The organism is Achromobacter seleniivolatilans (assembly GCF_030864005.1).
Taxonomy (GTDB): Bacteria; Pseudomonadota; Gammaproteobacteria; order Burkholderiales; family Burkholderiaceae_B; genus Achromobacter; species Achromobacter seleniivolatilans.
Genome location: NZ_CP132976.1, coordinates 6,568,049 through 6,587,919, shown reverse-complemented (window position 1 = coordinate 6,587,919; position 19,871 = coordinate 6,568,049). Strand labels below are relative to the sequence as shown.

Here is a 19,871-nt window from a genome sequence, read left to right as displayed (position 1 = left end):
GGCGCAACGCGCGCCGGCCTGTCATCCGCGCTTAAAACGCCACGTTCTCCCGGCCCTTCAAGCCGAGCTTCGCGCGCGCCTCATCCGGCGTCGCCACTTCCAAATTCAGCGCCTCAAGAATGGTGCGGATGCGTTCCACCTGCACACGGTTGGATTCCGCAAACTGGCCCGGGCCGATCCACAACGAATCTTCCAACCCCACGCGCACATTGGACCCCATGGCCGCGCCGATGGTGGCCAACGGCATCTGGTTTCGGCCCGCGCCCAGAATCGACCATTCATAGTCGTTGCCGAACAAGCGGTCTGCCGTGCGCTTCATGTGCATCAGGTCTTCGGGGTGCGGGCCGATGCCGCCAAGAATGCCGAATACCGATTGAATGAACGGCGGCGACTTCACCAGACCACGGTCCACGAAATGGGCCAGGTTGTACAAGTGGCTGATGTCATAGCACTCGAACTCGAAACGCGTGCCATTGGCGTTGCCCAAGGTCAGGATGGATTCGATGTCCTGATAGGTATTGCGGAAGATCAGCGAACGGCTGTTTTCCAGATGCTCGCGCTCCCAGTCATGCTTGAAATCCTTGAAGCGGTCCAGCATGGGGAAGAGGCCAAAATTCATCGAACCCATGTTGAGCGACGCCAGCTCCGGCTGGAACGTGGTGGCCGGGCGCATACGCTCTTCGACCGTCATGTGGGGACTGCCGCCCGTGGTGATATTGATGATGGCGTCCGTCTCGTTCTTGATGCGTTCCAAGAACGGCTTGAACAACGCCGGGTCTTGCGAGGGCTTGCCGGTCTGCGGATCACGGGCGTGCAAGTGCAGCACCGCCGCGCCAGCCTTGGCCGCGCCAATCGCGGCTTCCGCGATCTCGTCGGCCGTGACCGGCAGGTGCGGCGACATGCTGGGCGTGTGGATGGCGCCCGTCACGGCGCAGGTAATGACGACTTTCTGTTTAGGCTTAGCCATTGTTGTCTCCGTTGCTTTGCTTGTGACGCATCAGGCGCATCAGTTTTTCATCACGCCAGAATCGGCGTTTGGCAAGATCTTCCTGCGGCAGCAAGCCGCGGCGTTCTGCCGACAGGGCGTCGAGCAGCGCGCCATTCCAGGTCACGCATTCACCCTGGGTAGCGCCGATGGATTCGTATAGACCGCCGTAACGCGCGCAGTAATCGGCAATGCCGCCTGGCGCATTCAGGTCGATGGTCTCGAACGGCCCCATAAAGGACCAGCGCAGGCCCAGCCCATCCTTCACCGTGGTGTCGATATCCTCCGCGCTGGCGATGCCTTCACTGGCCAACCGGAACGCTTCTTGAAGCAAGGCGCCTTGCAGCCGGTTCAGGATGAAGCCCTCGATCTCGCGCCGCAGCCGCACGGGTTTCTGGCCGATGGCGGACATGATTGCACTTGCGCCCTCCAGCGCATCAGCGCTGGTCCAGGGGGCCGGGCACAACTCCACGACCGGAATCAAGTACGGAGGATTGACGGGATGCGCCACCAGGCAGCGGTGCCGTCCGGGCAGGTGTTCGGTGAATGCGCTGGCGGGGATGCTGGACGTGGAGCTGCCGATGATGGCGTCCGGTTCCGCTACGGCGTCCAGTTCCGAGAACAGCGCGCGCTTGATGTCGACCTTTTCAGGGGAATTTTCCTGAATGTAGCTGGCGCCTGCTACGGCATCTGCCAAGCTGGATGCCACGTACACGTGTTCAATGATGGCGTCCGCGCCTGTCAGCAGCCCCTGCGTTTCCAGTTCACGCAGTTGCTGCAAAATCAGCGTGCGGGCTTCGGCCAGCATGGAAGCATTGACGTCATACAGACGAACGTCCCAGCCCATGCGCGCAAACACGATGGCCCAGCCCTGACCGATCAGGCCAGTGCCAATGATGGCGGCGCAACGCGCCGCAGAGCCGGCTGCCATCAGTAGAGCTTCTGTGTAAAGCCATCCACCACGATGGCCTGCCCCGTTACGCTGCGTGCGGCCTCGCTGGCATTGAACAGCACCATATTGGCGATGTCGCGCGCCGTCACCATGCGGCCCAGCACGGCTTGGTTTTCATATTGCGCGGCGATTTCATTCACCGGACGGCCTAATGTGTCCGCTTTGGCTGCAATGACTGCGCGAATACGCGGACCTTCGACCGCGCCCGGCAAAATGGCATTGACGCGGATTCCATACGGCCCCAATTCGATGGCTAGCGATTTGGTGAAGCCGATCACCGCCCACTTGGACGCGGAATACACCGACCGGCCGGCGAACCCCAGGTGTCCGGCAGCGGACGACAGGTTGATCATGACGCCTGCCTTGGATTCTTTCAGCATGGCAATAGCTTGGCGCGCGCACAGGAACTGACCTGTGATGTTCACAGCCAGCGTACGGTCCCAGTCCGCCTTGGACAGGGTTTCCACAAAGCCGGTCGGGCCTGCCACGCCCGCGTTATTGATCAGGATATCCAGGCCGCCCAGTTTTTGCTTGACCGCGGCAAAGAGCGCGCCCACGCTATCTTCGTCAGACACGTCCGCCACTGCGGTATGCACGCCCGGCAACTCGGACGGCAGCGCGGCCAGACGCGCTTCATTCACATCGCACACGAAGACCGTGGCCCCGGCATGGTGGAATACCTTGGCCATTTCCAGCCCCAGCCCATCCGCGCCGGCGGTGATCAGCACCCGTTTACCGGCGAAATCAACTTCCTCGAACATGCGTCTGTCTCCTTGGATTCTTATAAAAATCGCGCGTTTTATGATATACGATATATGATAAAACCAGATATTTTCTAATGCATCAAGTGGTAGCGGCATCCGCTGAATGGTGCCGTCCGCCTGGCGGAATATTGCGGTTTCTTACCTATGTCATCGCCCGCTAAGGCTTTATTCATGCGGCTTTAGGGAATTCCCCGATTCGGCTTGCTGCGCCCGACACTAGAATCCAAGTCGGGGTTTTTGTACCTGGCCGGCGCATATATCATATATTTAAAAAAGACGGACGACACTCAAAACAGTCCGCATCCCATACCGACAAAGGAGCGTAGACAGTGTTCAAGTTCAATAAAATTATTCTGGCGCTGGGCGTGTGCGGCGCGCTGGCAAGCGGCACCGCAGCGGCCGACATGAAAGTGGGCGCTCTGTTCCCGTTCAGCGGCGCGCTTGCGCTCCTGGGGCAAGAGAGCTATCGCGGCCTGGAGCTGGCCGTCAACGAGATCAATGCCGCAGGCGGCATCAACGGCGAGAAAATCGAGATCATCAAGGCCGACGCAGTGGACCCGACGCAAGCGGTGTCGGAAACCAAGCGCCTGATCTCATCCAACGTGGTCGGCGTGTTCGGCAGCTACGCATCCGGCATCTCTTACGCGGCGTCCCCCGTGACCGAGCTGGCGGGCGTGCCCTATTTTGAACTGGGCGCCACCGCGCACAAGATCACCACGCGCGGCTACAAGTACCTGTTCCGCAGCAACCCCAACACCGCGCTGTACGGCGTGTCGGTGGTCAATGCGCTGCACGACTCCATTGCCCCCGGCATGGGGCTGAACCCCAAGGACATCAAGATCGGCATCATCCACGAAGACGGGCCTTACGGCACCGACGTGGCGGCGACCGAAAAGAAGCGCGCGCAGGAACTGGGCTACACGGTTGCTGAAGTGCTGCCCTACTCGGCCAAGACGGTCGATCTGTCTTCACTGATCTTGCGTTTGAAGGGCGCCAAGGTCGATGTCGTGCTGCAAACGGCTTATCAGAACGACGCCATTCTGTACTTCAGCCAAGCGCGCGCTGCGGGCTTCAAGCCCAAAGTCGTGATCGGCGCGGGCGGCGGTTACTCGCTGGCAGACACCGCCAAGGCAGTCGGCGCCGACATGAATGGCGTGTTTGATCTGGACTTCCCGCAATCGTCCATCAACCCGGCCGGCGCGCCGGGCCTGGACAAGTTCCTGGAAGCTTACAAAGCCACCTACAAAAGCGATCCGCAGTCTGGCCACAGCCTGACCAACTACGTCGGCGCCAAGGCTTTCTTTGAAGCCATCGGCAACGCGAAGTCGACCGACAAGGACAAGATCCGCGCAGCGGTCCTGGCCTATAAGAAGCCGGCCGGCCAAACGGCCAACGGCTGGGCGTTCGACTTTGGCGAAGACGGCCAGAACAACGCTTCCACGTTCTACGTGATGCAGTGGCAAGACGGCAAGCTCGTCACCATCGCGCCCAGCAACCTCGCACTTGGCAAGCCCATCTTCAAGAAATAAAGCGCTACGCCAGTGATCAGGCGCTCGGGGGCGCCTGACGTTTCTCGGGTCTTGCGCGCCCTGGCACTGCCGCGATGTATGCGGCAGCGCCGGGGCCGCGGCCCGCTCTAAGAGGTTGCACCATGGATATATTCATTCAACTGGTCATCAATGGCCTGTTGCTGGGCGGCGCGTACACCATCATCAGCCTGGGGCTGACACTGATCTTCGGCGTCGTGCGTGTCGTGAACTTTGCGCACGGCGAATTCCTGATGATAGGCATGTATCTGGTCTATCTGATTGCCGCGCAATTCGGCGTACACCCGTATGTGGGCCTGGTACCCGTTGCCGTCATTCTGTTCGCGCTGGGTGCGCTGACGCAGAAGGGCATCATCCAGCCGTTGCTCAATGCTGACCAGCACATCCAGATCTTCGCCACGGTGGGCGTGTCCACCATTCTGCTCAATCTGGCTCTGGTGATCTTCGGCGCCAATGTGTATCGCGCGCCGGTCGAACTGGGCACGAACGCCATCGACGTAGGCAACTACTCCATGGTGACCGGCCAGTTGATCACCTTCGTGGTGGGCATCAGCCTGGCAGTGTTGCTGCACTTGTTCATGCACCGAACCTATCTGGGCCGCGCCCTGCGCGCCGTTGCGCAGCACCGTTACGCGGCCACGCTGATGGGGGTGAACGTCAACAACGTTTACGCCATTGCATTCGGCTTGGGCACGGCATTCGTCGGCATCGCCGCAGGTCTGCTGGCGCCGCAGTATCCGGTGTTTCCGACCGTGGGCACGTACTTCGTGCTGACGGCGTTCGTGATTGTGGTGCTGGGCGGCCTGGGCAGCCTGTACGGCGCCGTCGCCGGTTCCATGATCATCGGCATCGTCGATACGCTAGCTGGTTATTACATCGCCCCCGACCTGAAAGAGGTCGTGTATTTCGGGATCTTCCTCTTGATCCTTGTCCTGCGTCCGAACGGCCTGTTCGGCGTCGGCACAGAGTGATCAGAGCCACAAGGAGCGAGACGTGTTTCCCGACTTTCGAAGCCCCAAAGCCTACGTCAGCCTGATTCTGCTGATTGTCATGTTCATCGTGCCTGCCGTGTTGGGCACGCCATTCTGGACCAACCTTTTTGTTTTGCTGTTTGTCTTTTCGTCTCTGTCGGTAGCCTGGAACATCGTCGGCGGATATGCCGGCCAGTTGTCCTTGGGCCATGCGGTCTTCTACGGCATCGGCGGTTATACCGCCACCTTGTTGACGCAGAACTTCGGCATTTCGCCGTGGATCGGCATGTTTGCCGGCGCGGCGATTTCGGCGGCGGTGGCCATCCTGATCAGCTATCCCACGCTGCGCCTGCGCGGCCCCTTCTTCGCGCTGGCCACCATCGCCATTTTGGAAGTGGTGCGCCTTCTGGTCATTCACGAAGAAAGCTGGACGGGCGGGTCTAGCGGCATCAGTCTGCCGCTGAATATCGGCTGGGCCTGGATCGTGTTCCGCGAAAAGATCAACTACGTGATCATCGCGTTCGGTCTGTTCCTGTTCGTAACGTGGGTGTCCTGGTACGTGCGCAAGTCGCGCATTGGCCATTATCTGATCGCGATACGCGAACGCGAAGACGCGGCGCTGGCAGTCGGCATCCCCACCGTGCGCGTGAAGATCATTGCCGCCGTGATTTCGGCCATGCTGACCAGCATTATCGGCACGTTCCACATCACGTATCTGACCTTCGTCGATCCCAGCTCCGCGTTCTCTCTGGAACTGTCGATCCAGGTGGCCATGTTTGCCTTGATCGGCGGCCTGGGCACCGTGGCTGGCCCGATTGCCGGCACCTTCCTGGTGTTGCCGATCGCGGAACTGGCTCGCGGCTGGTTGTCGAGTGTGGGCAATGGCATGCACGGTCTGATCTACGGCTTGATTCTGGTGGCCGTGGTTCTGACGATTCCGCGCGGGCTGGCCGGTGCGTTCGGTCCCTTCATTGAACGCTGCCTGGCCCGTCTGCCCTATCTGGGCACGCCGCGTAAAAAGATGAAGCTGGCTGATGAACTGCGCCTGCACAACGCGACGCGCAACGATCAGCCGGTACTCAAGGCCGATAAGCTCTTCAAGAGCTTTGGCGGCTTGCGTGCCACCAACGACGTCTCGTTGACGCTGAATCAGAACGAGATCCTGGGCATGATCGGGCCGAACGGCGCGGGCAAGACCACGGTGTTCAACCTGCTGTCGGGATTTTTGTCGCCGGACAAGGGCGGCATTTCGATGCTGGACGCCGATGGCAACTGGGTCACGTGCAAGACACCCGACGAGTTTGCGCACAAAGGGCTGGGCCGCACGTTCCAGATTGCCAAGCCATTTACCGGCCTGACGGTGCTGGAAAACATCATGCTGGGCGCGTTCATCCGCACATCCAGCCGCGATGAGGCCGAGCAGATTGCGCTGAAGGTCGCTGAACAGACCGACCTGCTGAAGTACTTGAACACCGAGGCGCGCAGCCTGACGGTCGGCGGCATGAAGCGCCTGGAGATTGCCCGGGCGCTTGCCATCAAGCCCCGCATCCTGTTGCTGGACGAGGTCATGGCGGGGCTGAATCCCACCGACATCGAGAAATCCATTCAGATGATCCGGCGCATCCGCGACTCAGGCGTGTCCGTGCTGCTGATCGAACACATGATGCAGGCCACGATGGCCTTGTCTGACCGAATCATTGTCTTGAACGAAGGCGCAGTGCTGGTTACCGGCGCCCCCAAGGACGTGGTGGAGAACCCTGCGGTCATCGAGGCCTATTTGGGCAAGGAGTACCAAGATGCTTAAGGTTTCGAATCTGTCGTCAGGATATGGCAAAAGCCAGGTGTTGAACGGCCTGAACTTCGAAGTGCACGCAGGCGAGATCGTGACGTTGATCGGCGCGAACGGCGCAGGCAAAACCACCACGTTGAAGACGCTTTGCGGCGTCATCAACGCCATCGAAGGCAAGGTGGAGTTCGAAGGCCAGGACCTGACCAACAAAAAGCCCTACGACATCGTCGACGCGGGCATCACGATGATTCCCGAAGGCCGTCAGCTGTTTCCCCACTTTACGGTGCGCGACAACCTGCTGATGGGTTCGTACAAACGCGCTGCGCGCCCCATCGTGCAGCGCAAGCTGGACGAAGTGCTGGCGATTTTTCCGCGTGTGAAGGAAAGGCTGAGCCAATACGCCGGATCACTGTCCGGCGGTGAACAGCAAATGGTGGCGATCGCGCGCGGCATGATGTCCGACCCGAAGCTGCTGGTGTTCGATGAACCGTCGCTGGGCTTGTCGCCGCTGCTGGTGCAACAGATGTTCGACATCATCCGCAACGTCACGTCCCATGGCGTCACGGTGCTGCTGGTGGAGCAGAACGTGTTTCGCACGCTGCGGCTGGCCGATAGAGGTTATGTGCTGGAAAACGGCGCCATCGTACGTACCGGCACCGGCGCCGAATTACTCAGCGACCCCCACGTAAAGAAGGCCTATCTGGGCCACTGATTACCAGGATCTACTCTTATGTCCTTACGCTGCACATTCATCGACCATGGCAAGGGCGGCACGCCCGATTGCATGCGCCTGGCCGAACGCGACATGGAATCACCCGTCGGCAGACAGGTGTTGATCGAAGTGGCTTACGCCGGGGTCAACCGCCCTGACGTGCTGCAACGTTCAGGCTCATACCCTCCGCCGCCGGGCGCGTCGCCCTATCTGGGGCTGGAAGTCTCCGGCACGATCATTGCCGTCGGCCCCGATGTCAGCGCTTGGAAGATTGGCGATACGGTTTGCGCACTGACCCCGGGCGGCGGTTACGCCCAATACTGCCTGGCCGACGAACGCCATTGCCTGCCGGTGCCGCGTGGCCTGGACTTGCTGTCGGCTGCCGCTATTCCCGAGAACTACTTCACGGTCTGGACCAATGTATTCGACCGTGCGCGGCTGTCGGCCGGCGAGAAATTCCTGGTGCATGGCGGCTCCAGCGGCATCGGTTTGACGGCGATCCAACTCGCCCGCGCGTTTGGCGCCGAGGTCTGGACGACCGTGGGCAATCAGGCAAAGGCCGATGCCTGCCTGAAAGCCGGCGCGCACCACGCCATTCAATACCGCGACGCGGACTTTGAGGCAGACGTGCGTCAAGCGACCAACGGCGCAGGGGTGGATGTCATTTTGGATATGGTGGGTGGCGCCTACATCAACAAGAACATCCGGTTGCTGGCCGTCAATGGCCGGCTGGTGCAGATCGCTTTTCTGGAAGGCAGCAAAGCCGAGATCGATGCCCTGCCCATCATGATCAAGCGCCTGCAATTCACGGGGTCCACGCTGCGTCCGCGCTCGGATGATGACAAGGGCGCCATCGCCCGGTCCCTGGCTGAAAAGGTCGTGCCGCTTATGGAGCAAGGGCAGTGCCTGCCCCTGATTCACAAAGTATTCCCGCTGGCCGAGGCGGCGCAGGCCCATGCGCTGATGGAAAGCAGCAAGCACATTGGCAAGATCATGCTGAAGGTGCAGGCATGAGCGCACGCTTTAAAGATCAGGTCGCGATTGTGACAGGCGCGGTCGGTGGCATTGGTTCGGCCATCGTTGAAGGGTTCCTGGCCGAAGGCGGCCGCGTGGGCCTGATCGATTTCAATTCGCAGGGCGGTCAGGCGTACGAGCAAGAGCTTAAAAAGCGTGGCCATGAGGTGGCTTTCGTGCATGCCGACGTGGCGCACTTTGAACAGTGTCAGGCGGCCTATGAGCGCATTACCGCCGAGCTGGGCGCCGCGACGATTCTGGTGAACAACGTGGGCATTTCGCCCAAGACGGACGGACGCGCGCTGAAGGTCTGGGAGATGCCGCCCAAGGAATGGGATGCCGTTGTGCAGGTGAACCTGAACAGCGTCTTCTACATGACGTATCTGGCCACCCCGCACATGGTGAAACAGCGCCAGGGGCGTGTCATCAATATGTCGTCGGTGGCGGGCAAAGCGTATTGCGACATTGTGGCGGCGCACTACGCAGCCACCAAGGCGGGCCTGATAGGACTGACCCGTCATTGGGCTGCCGAATTGGGCGAATACCAGGTGACCGTGAACGGGCTTGCGCCCGGACGCATCAGCACGCCGCTGTTAAAGAGCGTGCCGCAAGAGATCAACGATGCGGTTGCGCAAGTGACGGCGTTACGCCGGCTGGGTACACCCGAAGAAGTTGCGGACGCCTGCTTGTTCTTCGCATCTGATCAAGCCCGCTTCGTCACCGGCCAGGTGCTGGATGTGGCTGGCGGTTGGTTGATGACCTGAGTTGCGCGAGCCAATGGCAGCGCGGTATGTTGAATCACCCCACATACCGCGCGGCAACCCATCAACCGTCCTGCAAACCCAGCCGGTACACCACGGTGTCCAGCCGGCTCACGCCTGACGCCTGGAACTTGGGTTCCTTGTCCAGAATGTCGCGGCGGTCGATGATGACGGCGGGCGATACGCCCGTGAAGATCGTCTGCACCTCGCTGTCCACAACCGAAAACGGCGGACCCGCCATCTCTTCCTGCGGGTAATCCAGCGTAATCAGCAAGCCTTTGTAGGCAGGTGACAACTGGCCATACACATGGCGCACGTACTCCGCCCGCATCGGTTCCGGCAATGCAACCAGCGCCGCGCGGTCGTACACGCCCACGCAATGGGACAACATCTGCGAATCCAGCGCGAAGATATCGCCGCAGATGATCTCGATATTGCCCGCCACATAATGTTTGCCGTAGATGGACTCATGAGTCACGGGCCGCAACTCGTTCTCGGCAAAAAACTGATCCACGGCCAGTTGGGACAACTCGCTTCCCAGAACCGCGTGGCCTTGCGCCGCAAGCCAAACCATATCCAGCGACTTGCCGCACAGCGGCACCAGGACTTTACCTCCCTGCGGTATGGCCAGCTTGGGCCAATACTTCTGCAAGAGCGGGGTTATCCGAGTTTGATGAAAGTGCGTGCGCCCTTCGCGCCAGCGTTCCAACCAGAATTCTGCGTCCATACGTTGTCTGCTCCTCCTGTGTGTCTGTTGCAAGCTTTTGCCGGACCCGCCGGGACCCGGACGCCCTCTGACGCCCCAGCGTAGCCGCAAGCGCCACCGGTGCGCTTGACGGCGCGCAAACCGGTGCCGGGCATTGTAGTGTGCTCTAAATTGGTGACGCGTACGCGCAGGACCGGTATGCTTTACGTCAGCATGCCCTTCCCCCAGGAACCAATGCCAGACGCCCAGCACCTGCAAGCCCTGCTCGTCCAGTGCGCGGAAAAGCGCGAATCCGCCCTGGCCGAGATATATCGCCTTGCATCCCCGCATCTGTTTGCGCTTGCCAGACGTATGTTGAGAGACCAGGCCGCGGCGGAGGACGTGCTGCAAGAGTGTTTCGTATCGATCTGGCGCCAGGCCGGGCAGTACCGGGTGGAGCAGAGTCAGCCCATGACGTGGATGACCCGCATCGTCCGGAACCGGTGTATAGACCGTTTGCGCCGTCCCGGCATCGAGGTCCCTGACCCGGACGATACGCTGACGCTGGCTTTTGCCGACGACGCTCCTGGCCCGCTTGCCCGGCTGGAAGCAAACCAGGACGGCCGGCGGCTGGCAGATTGCATGGGGCAGCTGGAAGGGCCGCAACGCGTAGCCATCGCCATGGCGTTTTTCGATGACCTGGCGCATCCCGACATCGCGGCGCGACTGGACACGCCGCTTGGAACGATAAAGAGCTGGATACGCCGCGGCTTGCAGCGGCTGAAAAGGTGCTTGGAATGAACTACCGCCATCCCGAATTGCAGGACCGCCTGGCCGCCGAGTACGTGCTTGGCGGTCTGCGCGATGGTGCGCGGCGCCGGTTCATCCAACTCTTGCGAGATGACGCCGGCCTGCGCCGGGCAGTGACGGAATGGGAAGACAGGTTGCTGCCGCTGGCATTGGCCCTGCCGCCCGAAACGCCTCCCGAGCACGTCTGGAAAACCATTGCCGCGCGCATTGCCCCCCAGGCTGACGCCGCGCCCGCACGCAATGCGACCGGGCGCGGCCTGCCCTGGTGGCGCACGCTGTCCGCAGGGCTGGCGACGGCCGTGGTCGTGCTGGCCTTCCTGACGTTCAAGCCGGCCACCACCCCGGACAACCTGCGCACTGTCGCCGTGCTGTCCGGAGAGAAAACGCCGGGTGCGCTGGTGCTGAACAATCTGCCCGACAACCGTCTGGCCGTGCAACCGATGCAGGACCTGGTCGCGCTTGCCGATGGCCGCGCCTTGGAACTATGGGCGATCTCGCCAGGACAGGCCCCGCGCTCTTTGGGCCTGGTGCTGCCGGGCCAGACGACCGTGCTCGCGCCGCGCCAGCCGCCGTTACAGGGCGACACCGTCGCCGTCACGCTGGAACCGGCGGGCGGCGCCCCCAATGGCGTCCCGACGGGTCCGATCGTATTAAGCGGAAAGGTTATCTGACCAGGGTTTATCCCTAGATAAATCGCGCATCCAATCGCAGGCCAGCCCCGTATCTCCTGATGACGGCCACACAAAAGGAGATCGTCATGAAACTGCTAGCCTCGATTGCCATCGCTTGCTCCGCCTTCACCATGTCGCCCACGTTTGCGGCTGATGTCATGGTTGGCGGCCAGGCAATGATGCCCGCCAAGAATATCGTCGCCAACGCGGTCAATTCCGCAGACCACACGACGCTGGTGGCGGCGGTAAAGGCCGCAGGCTTGGTGGATACGCTGCAAGGCAAAGGCCCATTCACCGTGTTTGCGCCTACCAATGCCGCCTTCGGCAAGCTGCCTGCCGGCACGGTAGACACACTGGTCAAGCCTGAGAACAAGGCCACCCTGACCAAGATTCTGACCTACCACGTTGTGCCGGGAAAATTGGACTTTGACGCTCTGGCGGCCAAGATCAAGAAAGGCGGCGGCTCCACCGAGCTGACGACCGCCAGCGGCGGCAAGCTTTGGGTCATGATGAACGGCAAGCACAACCTGACCTTGAAGGACGAAAAGGGCGGTGTGTCTACGATCAGCACCTATGACGTCTACCAATCCAATGGCGTGATCCATGTCATCGATACGGTGTTGATGCCCAAGTGATTTTTTACGGCACATCGCGCAAGCGATGCGCCCTTGCCGGCGAAACGCCCGGTACACCCGCCGGGCGTTTCGCCGTCCGCCGCAGTTCCGGTATTGTTAAGGCCCCAAAACCGGATCTGCTGACCACCACCATGCTTACGACTCTGCGACGCCGTCTGCTTCCCTTTCTGTTGGTCTCGCCGCTTTTGGCTTTTCTTGCACCTGCGGCCATTGCCCAGGACGCGTCCCAGCTGGACCACGCCTATCAATCTGAATTGCAGGCGGAAAACGCCGCCTTGCGTGCACGCATACAGAAGATGCCGCCCGCCATGCAAGAGCTGAACTCGCAGGTCTCTGCCGCCTTGCGCGCAGGCAACGGCCCAGAAGCGCAACGCATCGCCGAACAGATGGCACAGAAGTATCCGGACAATGCCGATGTGAAGCTGTTCCTGGCCAAACTGCAAAGCCAGCAGGGCAATTTTGCAGCGGCGGTGGAGCTGATCGATCAGTCCATCAAGCTGAACCCCGGCAATAAGTGGGCGTATATCAACAAGGCAGGCGCGCAGGCCGAACGTTCCGACCTGCCCAACGCGCTGGCAACCACCCAGGAACTGACAAAGCGATTCCCTGACTGGAGCATAGGCTACAACCTGCAAGCATCGTTGCTGGACAGCATGAACCGCGAAGCCGAAGCGCTACAGACCTATCAGAAAGCCGTGCGCGCCCAGCCCGCCAGCGCATTGATCCTGACCAACTTGGGCAACCTGCAACGCCGGCTTGGGCATATCACCGACGCGCGTCTGTCTTACGAGGCTGCGTTGCGCGTGGAACCTGGCTACCCTCTGACCGAGGCCGAGCTGGCCAGCATGCCCAAATAATCGTATTGGCCAAGAATCCATGCAACGCCGCCCCTTGCTTGTTGGTCTAGGTTGCCTGTTGATCGCGCCCTTGGGTGTGAACGCCGCGCCCGGGAACGCCCGGATGCCTGATCGCAACGCCATCATCAGGCAGGTGTACGCATTGCCGCCCGAGGCCATCGCGTTCACCCCGCAGCACGCGGCCTTGATACGCTTGCTGGTGGTGCAATGGCTACCCATCGAATCAGGCGCGCCCGGTGTCGATTTTGAACAACCGCTGCACGGCGGCAGAGACACTATGGCCAATGCGCGCAATGCGCTACACACGCAGGACGACGCGCTGGCGATACGCCGGCTGGCAGAAGTCTGCCGCTTGATTCCACGCTATGTCAGACAAACCGGCAAACTGGAGCCAGGGCGCTACGCCGTGCCGGCTGAATTGAGAGACGCGCTTTCGTTTCCCGCAAGCGGCGTGGATACCAAGGGCGAGTTCACCTTGCTCGACACTCACATCAAACTACTGCGCTCGCTGAACTGGCGCGAAGTCGATGCGCGGTCACTGGAATCCGTGCTGCATGAAGGCGACCGGTTCTGGCCGATGCCTTATGTGGACGGCAAGCGCCCCTACGGCAACAGTGCTTTCTATCAAATAGACATGGCCAATGTGCTGGGCGAGCCCTACCGCCTGGACGCCAAAGGCTACGCAGTCACCGAGCCAGCCAAGGATGCCCGGCTGGCGCGTTTGCACCAGGAAACACTGGCCGCGCTGCAAGTCTTCCTGGCGTATTCAAGCGCCACGGCAGCCAAGCGCTGAGAATAACTAGGCGCGCTTAAAAAAGCTGCGGATGTCATCAACAATAGGCACCGCCGCCAAGATTGTCAGCAGCAGCGCAAGCGGCCAGGTCGAACCGAAGCCAAAGTTAAAAAATGAGTATGCGCCCGTCACGCCACCCGCGAAGAACAGCGTGACCATCAGGCTCAACACAATCAGTTTTCCGCGATCAGCGCGCACGGGCGCCAGGGACAATGCTTCGCCCTTAGAGAAATTCCAGTAAAACAGCTTGCCCAGCTCAATGCCGATATCCGTGACCATTCCCGTCACGTGCGTCGTGCGGATTTCGGATCTCGACACTTTGGTGATCATCGCGTTTTGCAGCCCCATGATGTAGCAAAGCAGCATCACCGTGCCCGGCACATAGAACCAGCGCATGGACTCCAGGTTGGCGCCCAGCAGTCCAAAGCCCAGCAACAGCGCGGCCTCGAACAAAAGCGGCAAGGCATATTCACTGCTCAGGCTTGACCGGCGTCCGAAGTTGATCAAGAAGGCAGAGCTTGCCGCCCCTGCCAGGAATGACAGCAATGCCGCCAACCCTTGCAGGACGACCACCGCGCCACCCAGCGCCATGTGGTCAGCCATCATCGAGACAATGCCCGACATGTGCGAGGTGTACTGCTGAACGGCCAGAAAACCGCCGGCATTGACCGCGCCGGCGGTGAACGTCAGAAAATAGGCTAGGTGCCGGTTAGCTTGCGGACTGCGGCTGACGGCTGTCAGCCGGCGCAGATACGGAATGGCCACGCGTGTCCCTTGAAAACAAGAATGCGCTCAGTGCAATGTGCATGACATTCTAGTCGCGGCGTGACCGATCCGTGATCAAGGTTTGCGCACCGGGAAATATACGCCGCTCAGGTGGCCGTTCAAACCGCAATAAGGCGGACCGAATCCCGCTTGGTCTTTCGCCTGAGCCGCTTCAGCCAGTTCCACGCCTGCGCCAATGCGTTTGAGCGTCAACGTCCATCCTTCGTTGTCGGTAGCATCAATTACCAGCGTGCCGTCCTTGACCCGGGCGATGCCGCTCACGTCGCATACCCAGCGGCCGTTCTGCGGGTGAGCCGCCTGCCCTTCAAAGAACAGTTGGCCATCGGCCTGCTTCTTCACCGAGAATCCGCCAGCCAGATTGCCCCAATATCCCTCAAACCCCTCGCGTGGGGTCAAGGCAATGGAGGCTAGAAATAGATCGCGATATTTCAATCGCTCGGACAGTTCAGCACGAGGCGAGTTCTGATTGAACGGCTCTGCATAGGCATCGTTGCGCAGGTGCACGAAATAGCGCTGATCGTCTGCCAGCGCCTTGGCGGTCGGCTCATCAAAGGCTTTTCTGGCCTGGCCGTAGTGCGCCGCGATGCTCGCATCCTGCGTTGCCAGTGCGGGGTCAGCGCAGATGGCTTTTTCGACATCCGTGCGTGCTTTGCCGCAATCGAACGAAGGCTTGGACGCCGCCAGCGCCGGGGCGCTGATGCACAGAAACGCAACGACCGCCGCTGCGGCATGGTTCTGAAACGTCATAGCGAAAACTCCTGCAGGTTGGCGACGCGTTCAGCCAAGCCATCCGCGCCCAGATAGTGACCAAGCTTGCCCGCACGCACGCGGCGCAGGTCTTCCTGATAGCTGTTGGCCATGGAATTACGGGCCTCAGCAAAGGCCGCGGCAATCCCCTCGCCCCCTGCCTTTGCAACCAGCCGCGCCGCATCGGGCGAACCGCAAGCCACGCAGCGCGCCACGCCCAAGCCGTCAGCGGCTGCGCCGCTCGCCAGCAACAACGCTACCAACTCGGTCGGCGGCGCGCGGTCGAAGCGGTGAATGGCCTTGTCGCTGACGGACGCGCCCGCTTCGATCAATGCTTGAGCCGCCGTGCAGGCATGCTGCATCAGCGCCACATCTACCGGCTGCGCGCTGCCACGCAAAGGCTGGTCAAAACGCATGCCTTGCGCCGCCAATTGCTGCACCAGTCCGGCATCGTCATGCGCCAGCGCGTGCTGCAAGGCCAGCTTGGCCAGATGCGGCGTTTGCCCAAGCTCACCTGCGGCCAAGAGGCTGCGCCAGTCCACCAGCGCGCGGCGGTAGAACGCAATCAATTTATCCGCCAGGCCTTGGGGCAAACCGTGATCCGACACGCGCTCGTCCACATATTCCAGCAAGCGTATGCCTGGGCTGTCTTCGTCTTGTTCGGGGTCCGTTTCCAGGCATAACGCCGCGAAGGCGCTATGCAGATCGGCCGCTACGGTTGCGATGCCATCCTGCTGCAACGCGTGAGTCCAGCCCGGCAGCCCCTGCTTCCAGGCGACCACGCTGCCTGCTCCGGCGCCGGGTTCCACTGCCACATAGATGCGGTCGCAGTACTCAAAGCCGCCGATAGGCAGATAACGCAGCTTGCCGTTCCAGGTTTCGCCTGCCTCCGTAGCGGCCTCGTCGGCGCATTCCTGTTCGTGTTCGATCCAGCCTTGCAGATCGCGATAGTGGCTGCTGCCGTCGTAGAAGAGTTCAGACCAGCTCAACGCCTCTTCGTTGCCATCCATCTGCGTGCGCAGGTCATACGCCAACTCGCCTCCCGCAGTCAGTTGCCAGAGTTCCCGCAAGGCCTGTGGCAAAGGGCCTGCGCAGGCCGCCTCGATTTCCGCCATGCGCGCATCGGCAAGCGGCGGCTGAACATCGATCAGCACGCGATCCGCGAACAACGCAATGCCGTGCTCACGCAAGGCGAGCAATTCGCCAGAGGAAAAGAATTCGCTCATATTGAATCTTCAGGGAGTGAGACGGCCCTGATTCTACTAGCCGCCAGCGCAGCGCCACCGCGATACCATACCGGTCCCCATGTATTGCACAGAGGTTGCTCTTGGCTTTCCACACGAAAATGTATGACGTGTATCTGGTATTGAGCGGCGCAGCTGCGGCCTGCCCATGGTCCACCAGCGCTTGGCTGCCCATTGCAGATGCGCTTGCTGCCTACACCTTGTCGGCGCGCGGCAAGCCCGCCGTACGTTGCGTGCAGATCGACAAAAACACACGCAAGAGCGCCAAGTTTGGCAGGCTGGGTTGGAACGCGGAGTCGCACCGCAAGTGGACGCACGATGAGCCGGACGCGGCCCCCTGGTTCTTCATCGGGTCAGAAGCCTGGGGGCCGTCCTGGAATCAGTGCGAGAAAGACAATGAAGCGCCCGATTGCTATGTGTCCGTTTCGCCGCCAAACGCTGGGCGCCAAGACACGGCGTTGCAGTTCGGAGGCAAGCTGCTGGTAGCGCTTACGGCCGACGCGCCCGACGAGCAAAGAGCCGATCTGCGCGCCAGCATCATCGCCATTGCCCGTGAGCTGGACAGCCCGCTGACTGTCTACCAGCGCCGGCCATGGGGTAAGGCATCGTATGGCGGGTTTACCGGCGCTATGAACGACCTGAGCGTCACAGGCCTGTTCAAGCAAGGCAGTCCCCACGACCGCCCGCTGGACCTGGCGACCTTCAACGAAGCCTGGTCGCCAGTCCAACTCTGACGCCGGCCGTCCTTACACGGCGCCAGACTCGGCAAGCTGCTTACGCCGGAACTCGCCCTGGCGCACGTGCATCCAACCCGGATACTCGGGCGGCAAAGCGCTGACCTTGTCCAGCGCAGCCAGTTCGTCCTGCGTGAGCTTGATCGCGGTGGCCGCCAGATTGTCGTCCAGCTGATCCACACGCTTGGCGCCAATGATGACGCTGGTCACAACCTGCTGATGCAGCAACCAGGCCAAGGCCACCTGGGCAACGGATACGCCACGCGCATCGGCAACCTGCCTCAAGGCGTCGATACTGTCGTAGGCGCGGTCGTGATCAACCGGCGGGAAGTCGAATGCGGCGCGGCGGCTGCCGGCTTCAGCCTTGCCGTCACGGCCATACTTGCCGCTGAGCAGGCCGCCAGCCAGCGGGCTCCACACCATCAGCCCCACCCCTTCGCTTTGCAGCATGGGCACCAATTCACGTTCCAGGTCGCGGCCTGCAATCGTGTAGTAGGCCTGCAGCGACTCAAAGCGCGCCAGCCCCAGGCGTTCGGCAATGCCCAATGCCTTCATGATCTGCCAGGCGGCCCAGTTCGACACGCCCACATAGCGCACGTGCCCGTGCTGCACCAGATTGTCCAGCGCCCTGACGGTTTCTTCGACGGGGGTCGCGGGGTCAAACCCATGGATCTGGTAGAGATCGATGTGGTCCAGCTGCAAACGCGACAGGCTTTTCTTGACGCTGTCCATGATGTGAAAGCGCGAGTTGCCACGCGCGTTCACACCGGCGCCGGTCTGGCCGAAAACCTTGGTGGCAATCACTACGTCATCACGCGCTACTTTCAGATCGCGCAATGCCTGACCGGTAATGACCTCCGACCGGCCTTCCGAATACACGTCAGCGGTATCGATGAAATTGACGCCTGCGTCCAGAGCGCGGCCCACCAGCCGGTTTGCGTCTTCCTGCTGCAAGCTGCCGATCTTGCTCCAGAGCTCGCCCTCGCCACCGAAGGTCATGGTGCCCAGGCAGAGTTCCGAGACGAACAGACCGGTGCTGCCAAATTTCTTGTATCGCATGATGCACTCCTACTGCGGCGCAGCGGGCCTGCGCGTCCCGGGATGGGACGCCGGTACTCCTGCTGCCGGGGTGTCAACAGTATGCGTCGGACTGTTAACGCTGACGCTGCTTGATCCTGCCCTTTTTTTGCCTGATTCTCTGGCAAACGCCTTTGATTTTCCGGCATGCGCTCAATCCTCCACACTTTTTGCCTATTTCTACGAGCCAGGAACAGGACCATGGCATCGTCCGCTACGCCGGGCATACACTGGAGTCCGCCATCCCTCTGTTGCCCCTCAGCGTTGCGCGCGCGGGCGGCACACCCCCTGGAGTCTCCATGCCTATTACTACTGTACGACCGGGAGAGCTCGCCGCCGCCGCGCCCGCGGATATTGCCTACGAACCCGCCCGCAGAGAACTGCTTTGCACGCTGGACCGGATGACAGGACATCTGGAAGGATCGCTGGATACCCCAATCGAAGGGCTATTCCTGCACCGTCTGTCGCAGCCCACCGGCGCCAAGCCCGGCCTGCAAAAAGCCGCGCTGGCGGTCATTGCCCAGGGATCGAAACGCCTGTTGATCGGGGACGAGTCCTTTGAGTACGACCCCTTTCATTACCTGATCTCTTCCGTGGATCTGCCGGTTGTGGCCAAAGTGTCGGTCGCCAGTCCTACCCTGCCCTATCTGGGCCTGCGGCTGGATCTGAACCCGGAAGAAATCGCGGAACTGATCAGCGACGAAAATTTGCCGCCGCTGGTGCCTGCCGAGACCGTGCGCGCGCTGTGCGTGAACCCGTTGGGCGGCTCGTTGCTGGATGTGGTGCTGCGCTTGCTGCGGCTGTTGGACACGCCGCGCGACATTCCCATTCTGGCCCCGATGATCAAGCGTGAGCTGGTGTACCGGCTGCTGATGAACGGCCAGGGCGTCGTATTGCGTCAAACCGTGCTGCAAGACAGCCAACTCAATCGTGTGGCGAAGGCCATTCGCATTCTGCGGGACAACTACGCCCAGCCCCTGCGCGTAGAAGAGATCGCCCGTGACGTACACATGAGCGTGTCGTCTTTGCACCATCACTTCAAGCAGGCCACAGCCATGAGCCCGCTGCAATATCAGAAGCACCTGCGGTTGCAGGAAGCGCGCCGCCTGATGCTGAGTGATGATGCCGGGGTTGCGCTGGCCGCACATGCCGTGGGCTACGAAAGTTCGTCCCAGTTCAGCCGCGAATACAGCCGTCTGTTCGGCACGGCGCCGCTGCGCGACAAGCAACGCTGGAAAGAAGAATCGGCGGGCGCGCCCGCCTGAAACGCGCAGACTTTCCGCCAGGCTGGCGGGGCGCGTTATATGCTCCCCGCTACGTCAAATTTTCAAATAGCG

At 61.2% G+C, this 19,871-nt stretch carries 20 protein-coding genes and 1 pseudogene; 13 read left to right on the top strand and 8 right to left on the bottom strand.

The genetic code is table 11. The annotated features are described in order from the left end of the window. Nucleotides 1-31 precede the first annotated feature (31 nt). The 3 genes from kce to RAS12_RS29705 are packed head-to-tail and all read right to left on the bottom strand — an operon-like array spanning nt 32 to nt 2,698. Complete coding sequence (kce, locus tag RAS12_RS29715; protein ID WP_306944086.1) at nt 32-967, bottom strand: 3,5-dioxohexanoate:acetyl-CoA acetone transferase; 936 nt, start codon at nt 965-967, stop codon at nt 32-34. Then, nucleotides 960-1,916 carry a 3-hydroxyacyl-CoA dehydrogenase gene (locus tag RAS12_RS29710; RefSeq protein WP_306944084.1) on the bottom strand — a complete coding sequence of 319 codons (957 nt, stop codon included), beginning with the start codon at nt 1,914-1,916 and terminating at the stop codon, nt 960-962. The genes kce and RAS12_RS29710 overlap by 8 nt, the downstream gene beginning before the upstream one ends. Then, nucleotides 1,916-2,698, bottom strand: coding sequence for an SDR family oxidoreductase (locus RAS12_RS29705; protein WP_306944082.1), 783 nt, complete (start codon nt 2,696-2,698; stop codon nt 1,916-1,918). The genes RAS12_RS29710 and RAS12_RS29705 overlap by 1 nt, the downstream gene beginning before the upstream one ends. 332 nt (nt 2,699-3,030) lie before the next feature. Here RAS12_RS29705 and RAS12_RS29700 point away from each other — a divergent pair, with 332 nt between their 5' ends. The 6 genes from RAS12_RS29700 to RAS12_RS29675 all read left to right on the top strand — a co-directional run bounded on the left by RAS12_RS29700 (nt 3,031) and on the right by RAS12_RS29675 (nt 9,498). Next, the gene (locus tag RAS12_RS29700) at nt 3,031-4,230 is read left to right on the top strand and encodes an ABC transporter substrate-binding protein (RefSeq protein ID WP_306944081.1); all 1,200 of its coding nucleotides are present in this window, start codon (nt 3,031-3,033) and stop codon (nt 4,228-4,230) included. 122 nt (nt 4,231-4,352) lie between these two features. After that, nucleotides 4,353-5,219 carry a branched-chain amino acid ABC transporter permease gene (locus RAS12_RS29695; protein WP_006227849.1) on the top strand — a complete coding sequence of 289 codons (867 nt, stop codon included), beginning with the start codon at nt 4,353-4,355 and terminating at the stop codon, nt 5,217-5,219. 22 nt (nt 5,220-5,241) lie between these two features. After that, nucleotides 5,242-7,023 (top strand): branched-chain amino acid ABC transporter ATP-binding protein/permease, encoded by a 1,782-nt coding sequence (locus RAS12_RS29690; protein WP_306944076.1) that lies wholly within the window; start codon nt 5,242-5,244, stop codon nt 7,021-7,023. Then, nucleotides 7,016-7,720, top strand: coding sequence for an ABC transporter ATP-binding protein (locus RAS12_RS29685; protein ID WP_306944074.1), 705 nt, complete (start codon nt 7,016-7,018; stop codon nt 7,718-7,720). The genes RAS12_RS29690 and RAS12_RS29685 overlap by 8 nt, the downstream gene beginning before the upstream one ends. Nucleotides 7,721-7,738: 18 nt before the next feature. Continuing rightward, complete coding sequence (locus RAS12_RS29680) at nt 7,739-8,734, top strand: NAD(P)H-quinone oxidoreductase (protein WP_306944073.1); 996 nt, start codon at nt 7,739-7,741, stop codon at nt 8,732-8,734. Further along, complete coding sequence (locus RAS12_RS29675; RefSeq protein ID WP_306944072.1) at nt 8,731-9,498, top strand: SDR family oxidoreductase; 768 nt, start codon at nt 8,731-8,733, stop codon at nt 9,496-9,498. The genes RAS12_RS29680 and RAS12_RS29675 overlap by 4 nt, the downstream gene beginning before the upstream one ends. Before the next feature lie 61 nt (nt 9,499-9,559). Here the strand turns inward: RAS12_RS29675 and RAS12_RS29670 are convergent, their stop codons facing one another. Beyond that, a complete protein-coding gene (locus tag RAS12_RS29670; protein WP_306944070.1) occupies nt 9,560-10,222 on the bottom strand; it encodes a thiopurine S-methyltransferase in 663 nt (220 codons plus the stop codon). Between the two features lie 213 nt (nt 10,223-10,435). Here RAS12_RS29670 and RAS12_RS29665 point away from each other — a divergent pair, with 213 nt between their 5' ends. From RAS12_RS29665 to RAS12_RS29645, 5 genes are all read left to right on the top strand, one after another. Then, nucleotides 10,436-10,981, top strand: a complete 546-nt coding sequence (locus RAS12_RS29665) for a sigma-70 family RNA polymerase sigma factor (RefSeq protein ID WP_306944068.1) — start codon at nt 10,436-10,438, stop codon at nt 10,979-10,981. Continuing rightward, nucleotides 10,978-11,661, top strand: a complete 684-nt coding sequence (locus tag RAS12_RS29660; RefSeq protein ID WP_306944066.1) for an anti-sigma factor — start codon at nt 10,978-10,980, stop codon at nt 11,659-11,661. The genes RAS12_RS29665 and RAS12_RS29660 overlap by 4 nt, the downstream gene beginning before the upstream one ends. An 86-nt stretch (nt 11,662-11,747) precedes the next feature. Then, nucleotides 11,748-12,296, top strand: a complete 549-nt coding sequence (locus tag RAS12_RS29655; RefSeq protein ID WP_306944064.1) for a fasciclin domain-containing protein — start codon at nt 11,748-11,750, stop codon at nt 12,294-12,296. 131 nt (nt 12,297-12,427) lie between these two features. Beyond that, nucleotides 12,428-13,153 (top strand): tetratricopeptide repeat protein, encoded by a 726-nt coding sequence (locus RAS12_RS29650; RefSeq protein WP_306944061.1) that lies wholly within the window; start codon nt 12,428-12,430, stop codon nt 13,151-13,153. A 19-nt stretch (nt 13,154-13,172) separates the two neighbouring features. Beyond that, the gene (locus RAS12_RS29645) at nt 13,173-13,946 is read left to right on the top strand and encodes a hypothetical protein (protein WP_306944060.1); all 774 of its coding nucleotides are present in this window, start codon (nt 13,173-13,175) and stop codon (nt 13,944-13,946) included. Between the two features lie 27 nt (nt 13,947-13,973). Here RAS12_RS29645 and RAS12_RS29640 read toward each other — a convergent pair. The 3 genes and pseudogenes from RAS12_RS29640 to RAS12_RS29630 form a co-directional block, all read right to left on the bottom strand. Beyond that, a pseudogene (locus RAS12_RS29640) lies at nt 13,974-14,711 on the bottom strand (YoaK family protein); the annotation flags it as partial. A 75-nt stretch (nt 14,712-14,786) separates the two neighbouring features. Beyond that, nucleotides 14,787-15,479, bottom strand: coding sequence for a lysozyme inhibitor LprI family protein (locus RAS12_RS29635; protein ID WP_306944058.1), 693 nt, complete (start codon nt 15,477-15,479; stop codon nt 14,787-14,789). Further along, nucleotides 15,476-16,705, bottom strand: coding sequence for an SMI1/KNR4 family protein (locus tag RAS12_RS29630; protein ID WP_306944056.1), 1,230 nt, complete (start codon nt 16,703-16,705; stop codon nt 15,476-15,478). The genes RAS12_RS29635 and RAS12_RS29630 overlap by 4 nt, the downstream gene beginning before the upstream one ends. Nucleotides 16,706-16,806: 101 nt before the next feature. Between RAS12_RS29630 and RAS12_RS29625 the strand changes: the two genes are divergently transcribed. Then, nucleotides 16,807-17,457, top strand: a complete 651-nt coding sequence (locus RAS12_RS29625) for a hypothetical protein (protein ID WP_306944055.1) — start codon at nt 16,807-16,809, stop codon at nt 17,455-17,457. A gap of 12 nt (nt 17,458-17,469) precedes the next feature. Here RAS12_RS29625 and RAS12_RS29620 read toward each other — a convergent pair whose 3' ends face one another. Continuing rightward, nucleotides 17,470-18,516 (bottom strand): aldo/keto reductase, encoded by a 1,047-nt coding sequence (locus tag RAS12_RS29620; protein ID WP_306944053.1) that lies wholly within the window; start codon nt 18,514-18,516, stop codon nt 17,470-17,472. Nucleotides 18,517-18,833: 317 nt separating this feature from the next. Here RAS12_RS29620 and RAS12_RS29615 point away from each other — a divergent pair, with 317 nt between their 5' ends. After that, complete coding sequence (locus RAS12_RS29615; RefSeq protein WP_306944051.1) at nt 18,834-19,799, top strand: AraC family transcriptional regulator; 966 nt, start codon at nt 18,834-18,836, stop codon at nt 19,797-19,799. Nucleotides 19,800-19,871 lie beyond the last annotated feature (72 nt).

Bases quoted from the DNA above. Each gene is read 5' to 3' on its own strand.
- kce (WP_306944086.1), bottom strand. From the start codon at position 967: ATGGCTAAGCCTAAACAGAAAGTCGTCATTACCTGCGCCGTGACGGGC.
- RAS12_RS29710 (WP_306944084.1), bottom strand. From the start codon at position 1,916: ATGGCAGCCGGCTCTGCGGCGCGTTGCGCCGCCATCATTGGCACTGGC.
- RAS12_RS29705 (WP_306944082.1), bottom strand. From the start codon at position 2,698: ATGTTCGAGGAAGTTGATTTCGCCGGTAAACGGGTGCTGATCACCGCC.
- RAS12_RS29695 (WP_006227849.1), top strand. From the start codon at position 4,353: ATGGATATATTCATTCAACTGGTCATCAATGGCCTGTTGCTGGGCGGC.
- RAS12_RS29685 (WP_306944074.1), top strand. From the start codon at position 7,016: ATGCTTAAGGTTTCGAATCTGTCGTCAGGATATGGCAAAAGCCAGGTG.
- RAS12_RS29680 (WP_306944073.1), top strand. From the start codon at position 7,739: ATGTCCTTACGCTGCACATTCATCGACCATGGCAAGGGCGGCACGCCC.
- RAS12_RS29675 (WP_306944072.1), top strand. From the start codon at position 8,731: ATGAGCGCACGCTTTAAAGATCAGGTCGCGATTGTGACAGGCGCGGTC.
- RAS12_RS29670 (WP_306944070.1), bottom strand. From the start codon at position 10,222: ATGGACGCAGAATTCTGGTTGGAACGCTGGCGCGAAGGGCGCACGCAC.
- RAS12_RS29665 (WP_306944068.1), top strand. From the start codon at position 10,436: ATGCCAGACGCCCAGCACCTGCAAGCCCTGCTCGTCCAGTGCGCGGAA.
- RAS12_RS29660 (WP_306944066.1), top strand. From the start codon at position 10,978: ATGAACTACCGCCATCCCGAATTGCAGGACCGCCTGGCCGCCGAGTAC.
- RAS12_RS29655 (WP_306944064.1), top strand. From the start codon at position 11,748: ATGAAACTGCTAGCCTCGATTGCCATCGCTTGCTCCGCCTTCACCATG.
- RAS12_RS29650 (WP_306944061.1), top strand. From the start codon at position 12,428: ATGCTTACGACTCTGCGACGCCGTCTGCTTCCCTTTCTGTTGGTCTCG.
- RAS12_RS29645 (WP_306944060.1), top strand. From the start codon at position 13,173: ATGCAACGCCGCCCCTTGCTTGTTGGTCTAGGTTGCCTGTTGATCGCG.
- RAS12_RS29635 (WP_306944058.1), bottom strand. From the start codon at position 15,479: ATGACGTTTCAGAACCATGCCGCAGCGGCGGTCGTTGCGTTTCTGTGC.
- RAS12_RS29630 (WP_306944056.1), bottom strand. From the start codon at position 16,705: ATGAGCGAATTCTTTTCCTCTGGCGAATTGCTCGCCTTGCGTGAGCAC.
- RAS12_RS29620 (WP_306944053.1), bottom strand. From the start codon at position 18,516: ATGCGATACAAGAAATTTGGCAGCACCGGTCTGTTCGTCTCGGAACTC.
- RAS12_RS29615 (WP_306944051.1), top strand. From the start codon at position 18,834: ATGCCTATTACTACTGTACGACCGGGAGAGCTCGCCGCCGCCGCGCCC.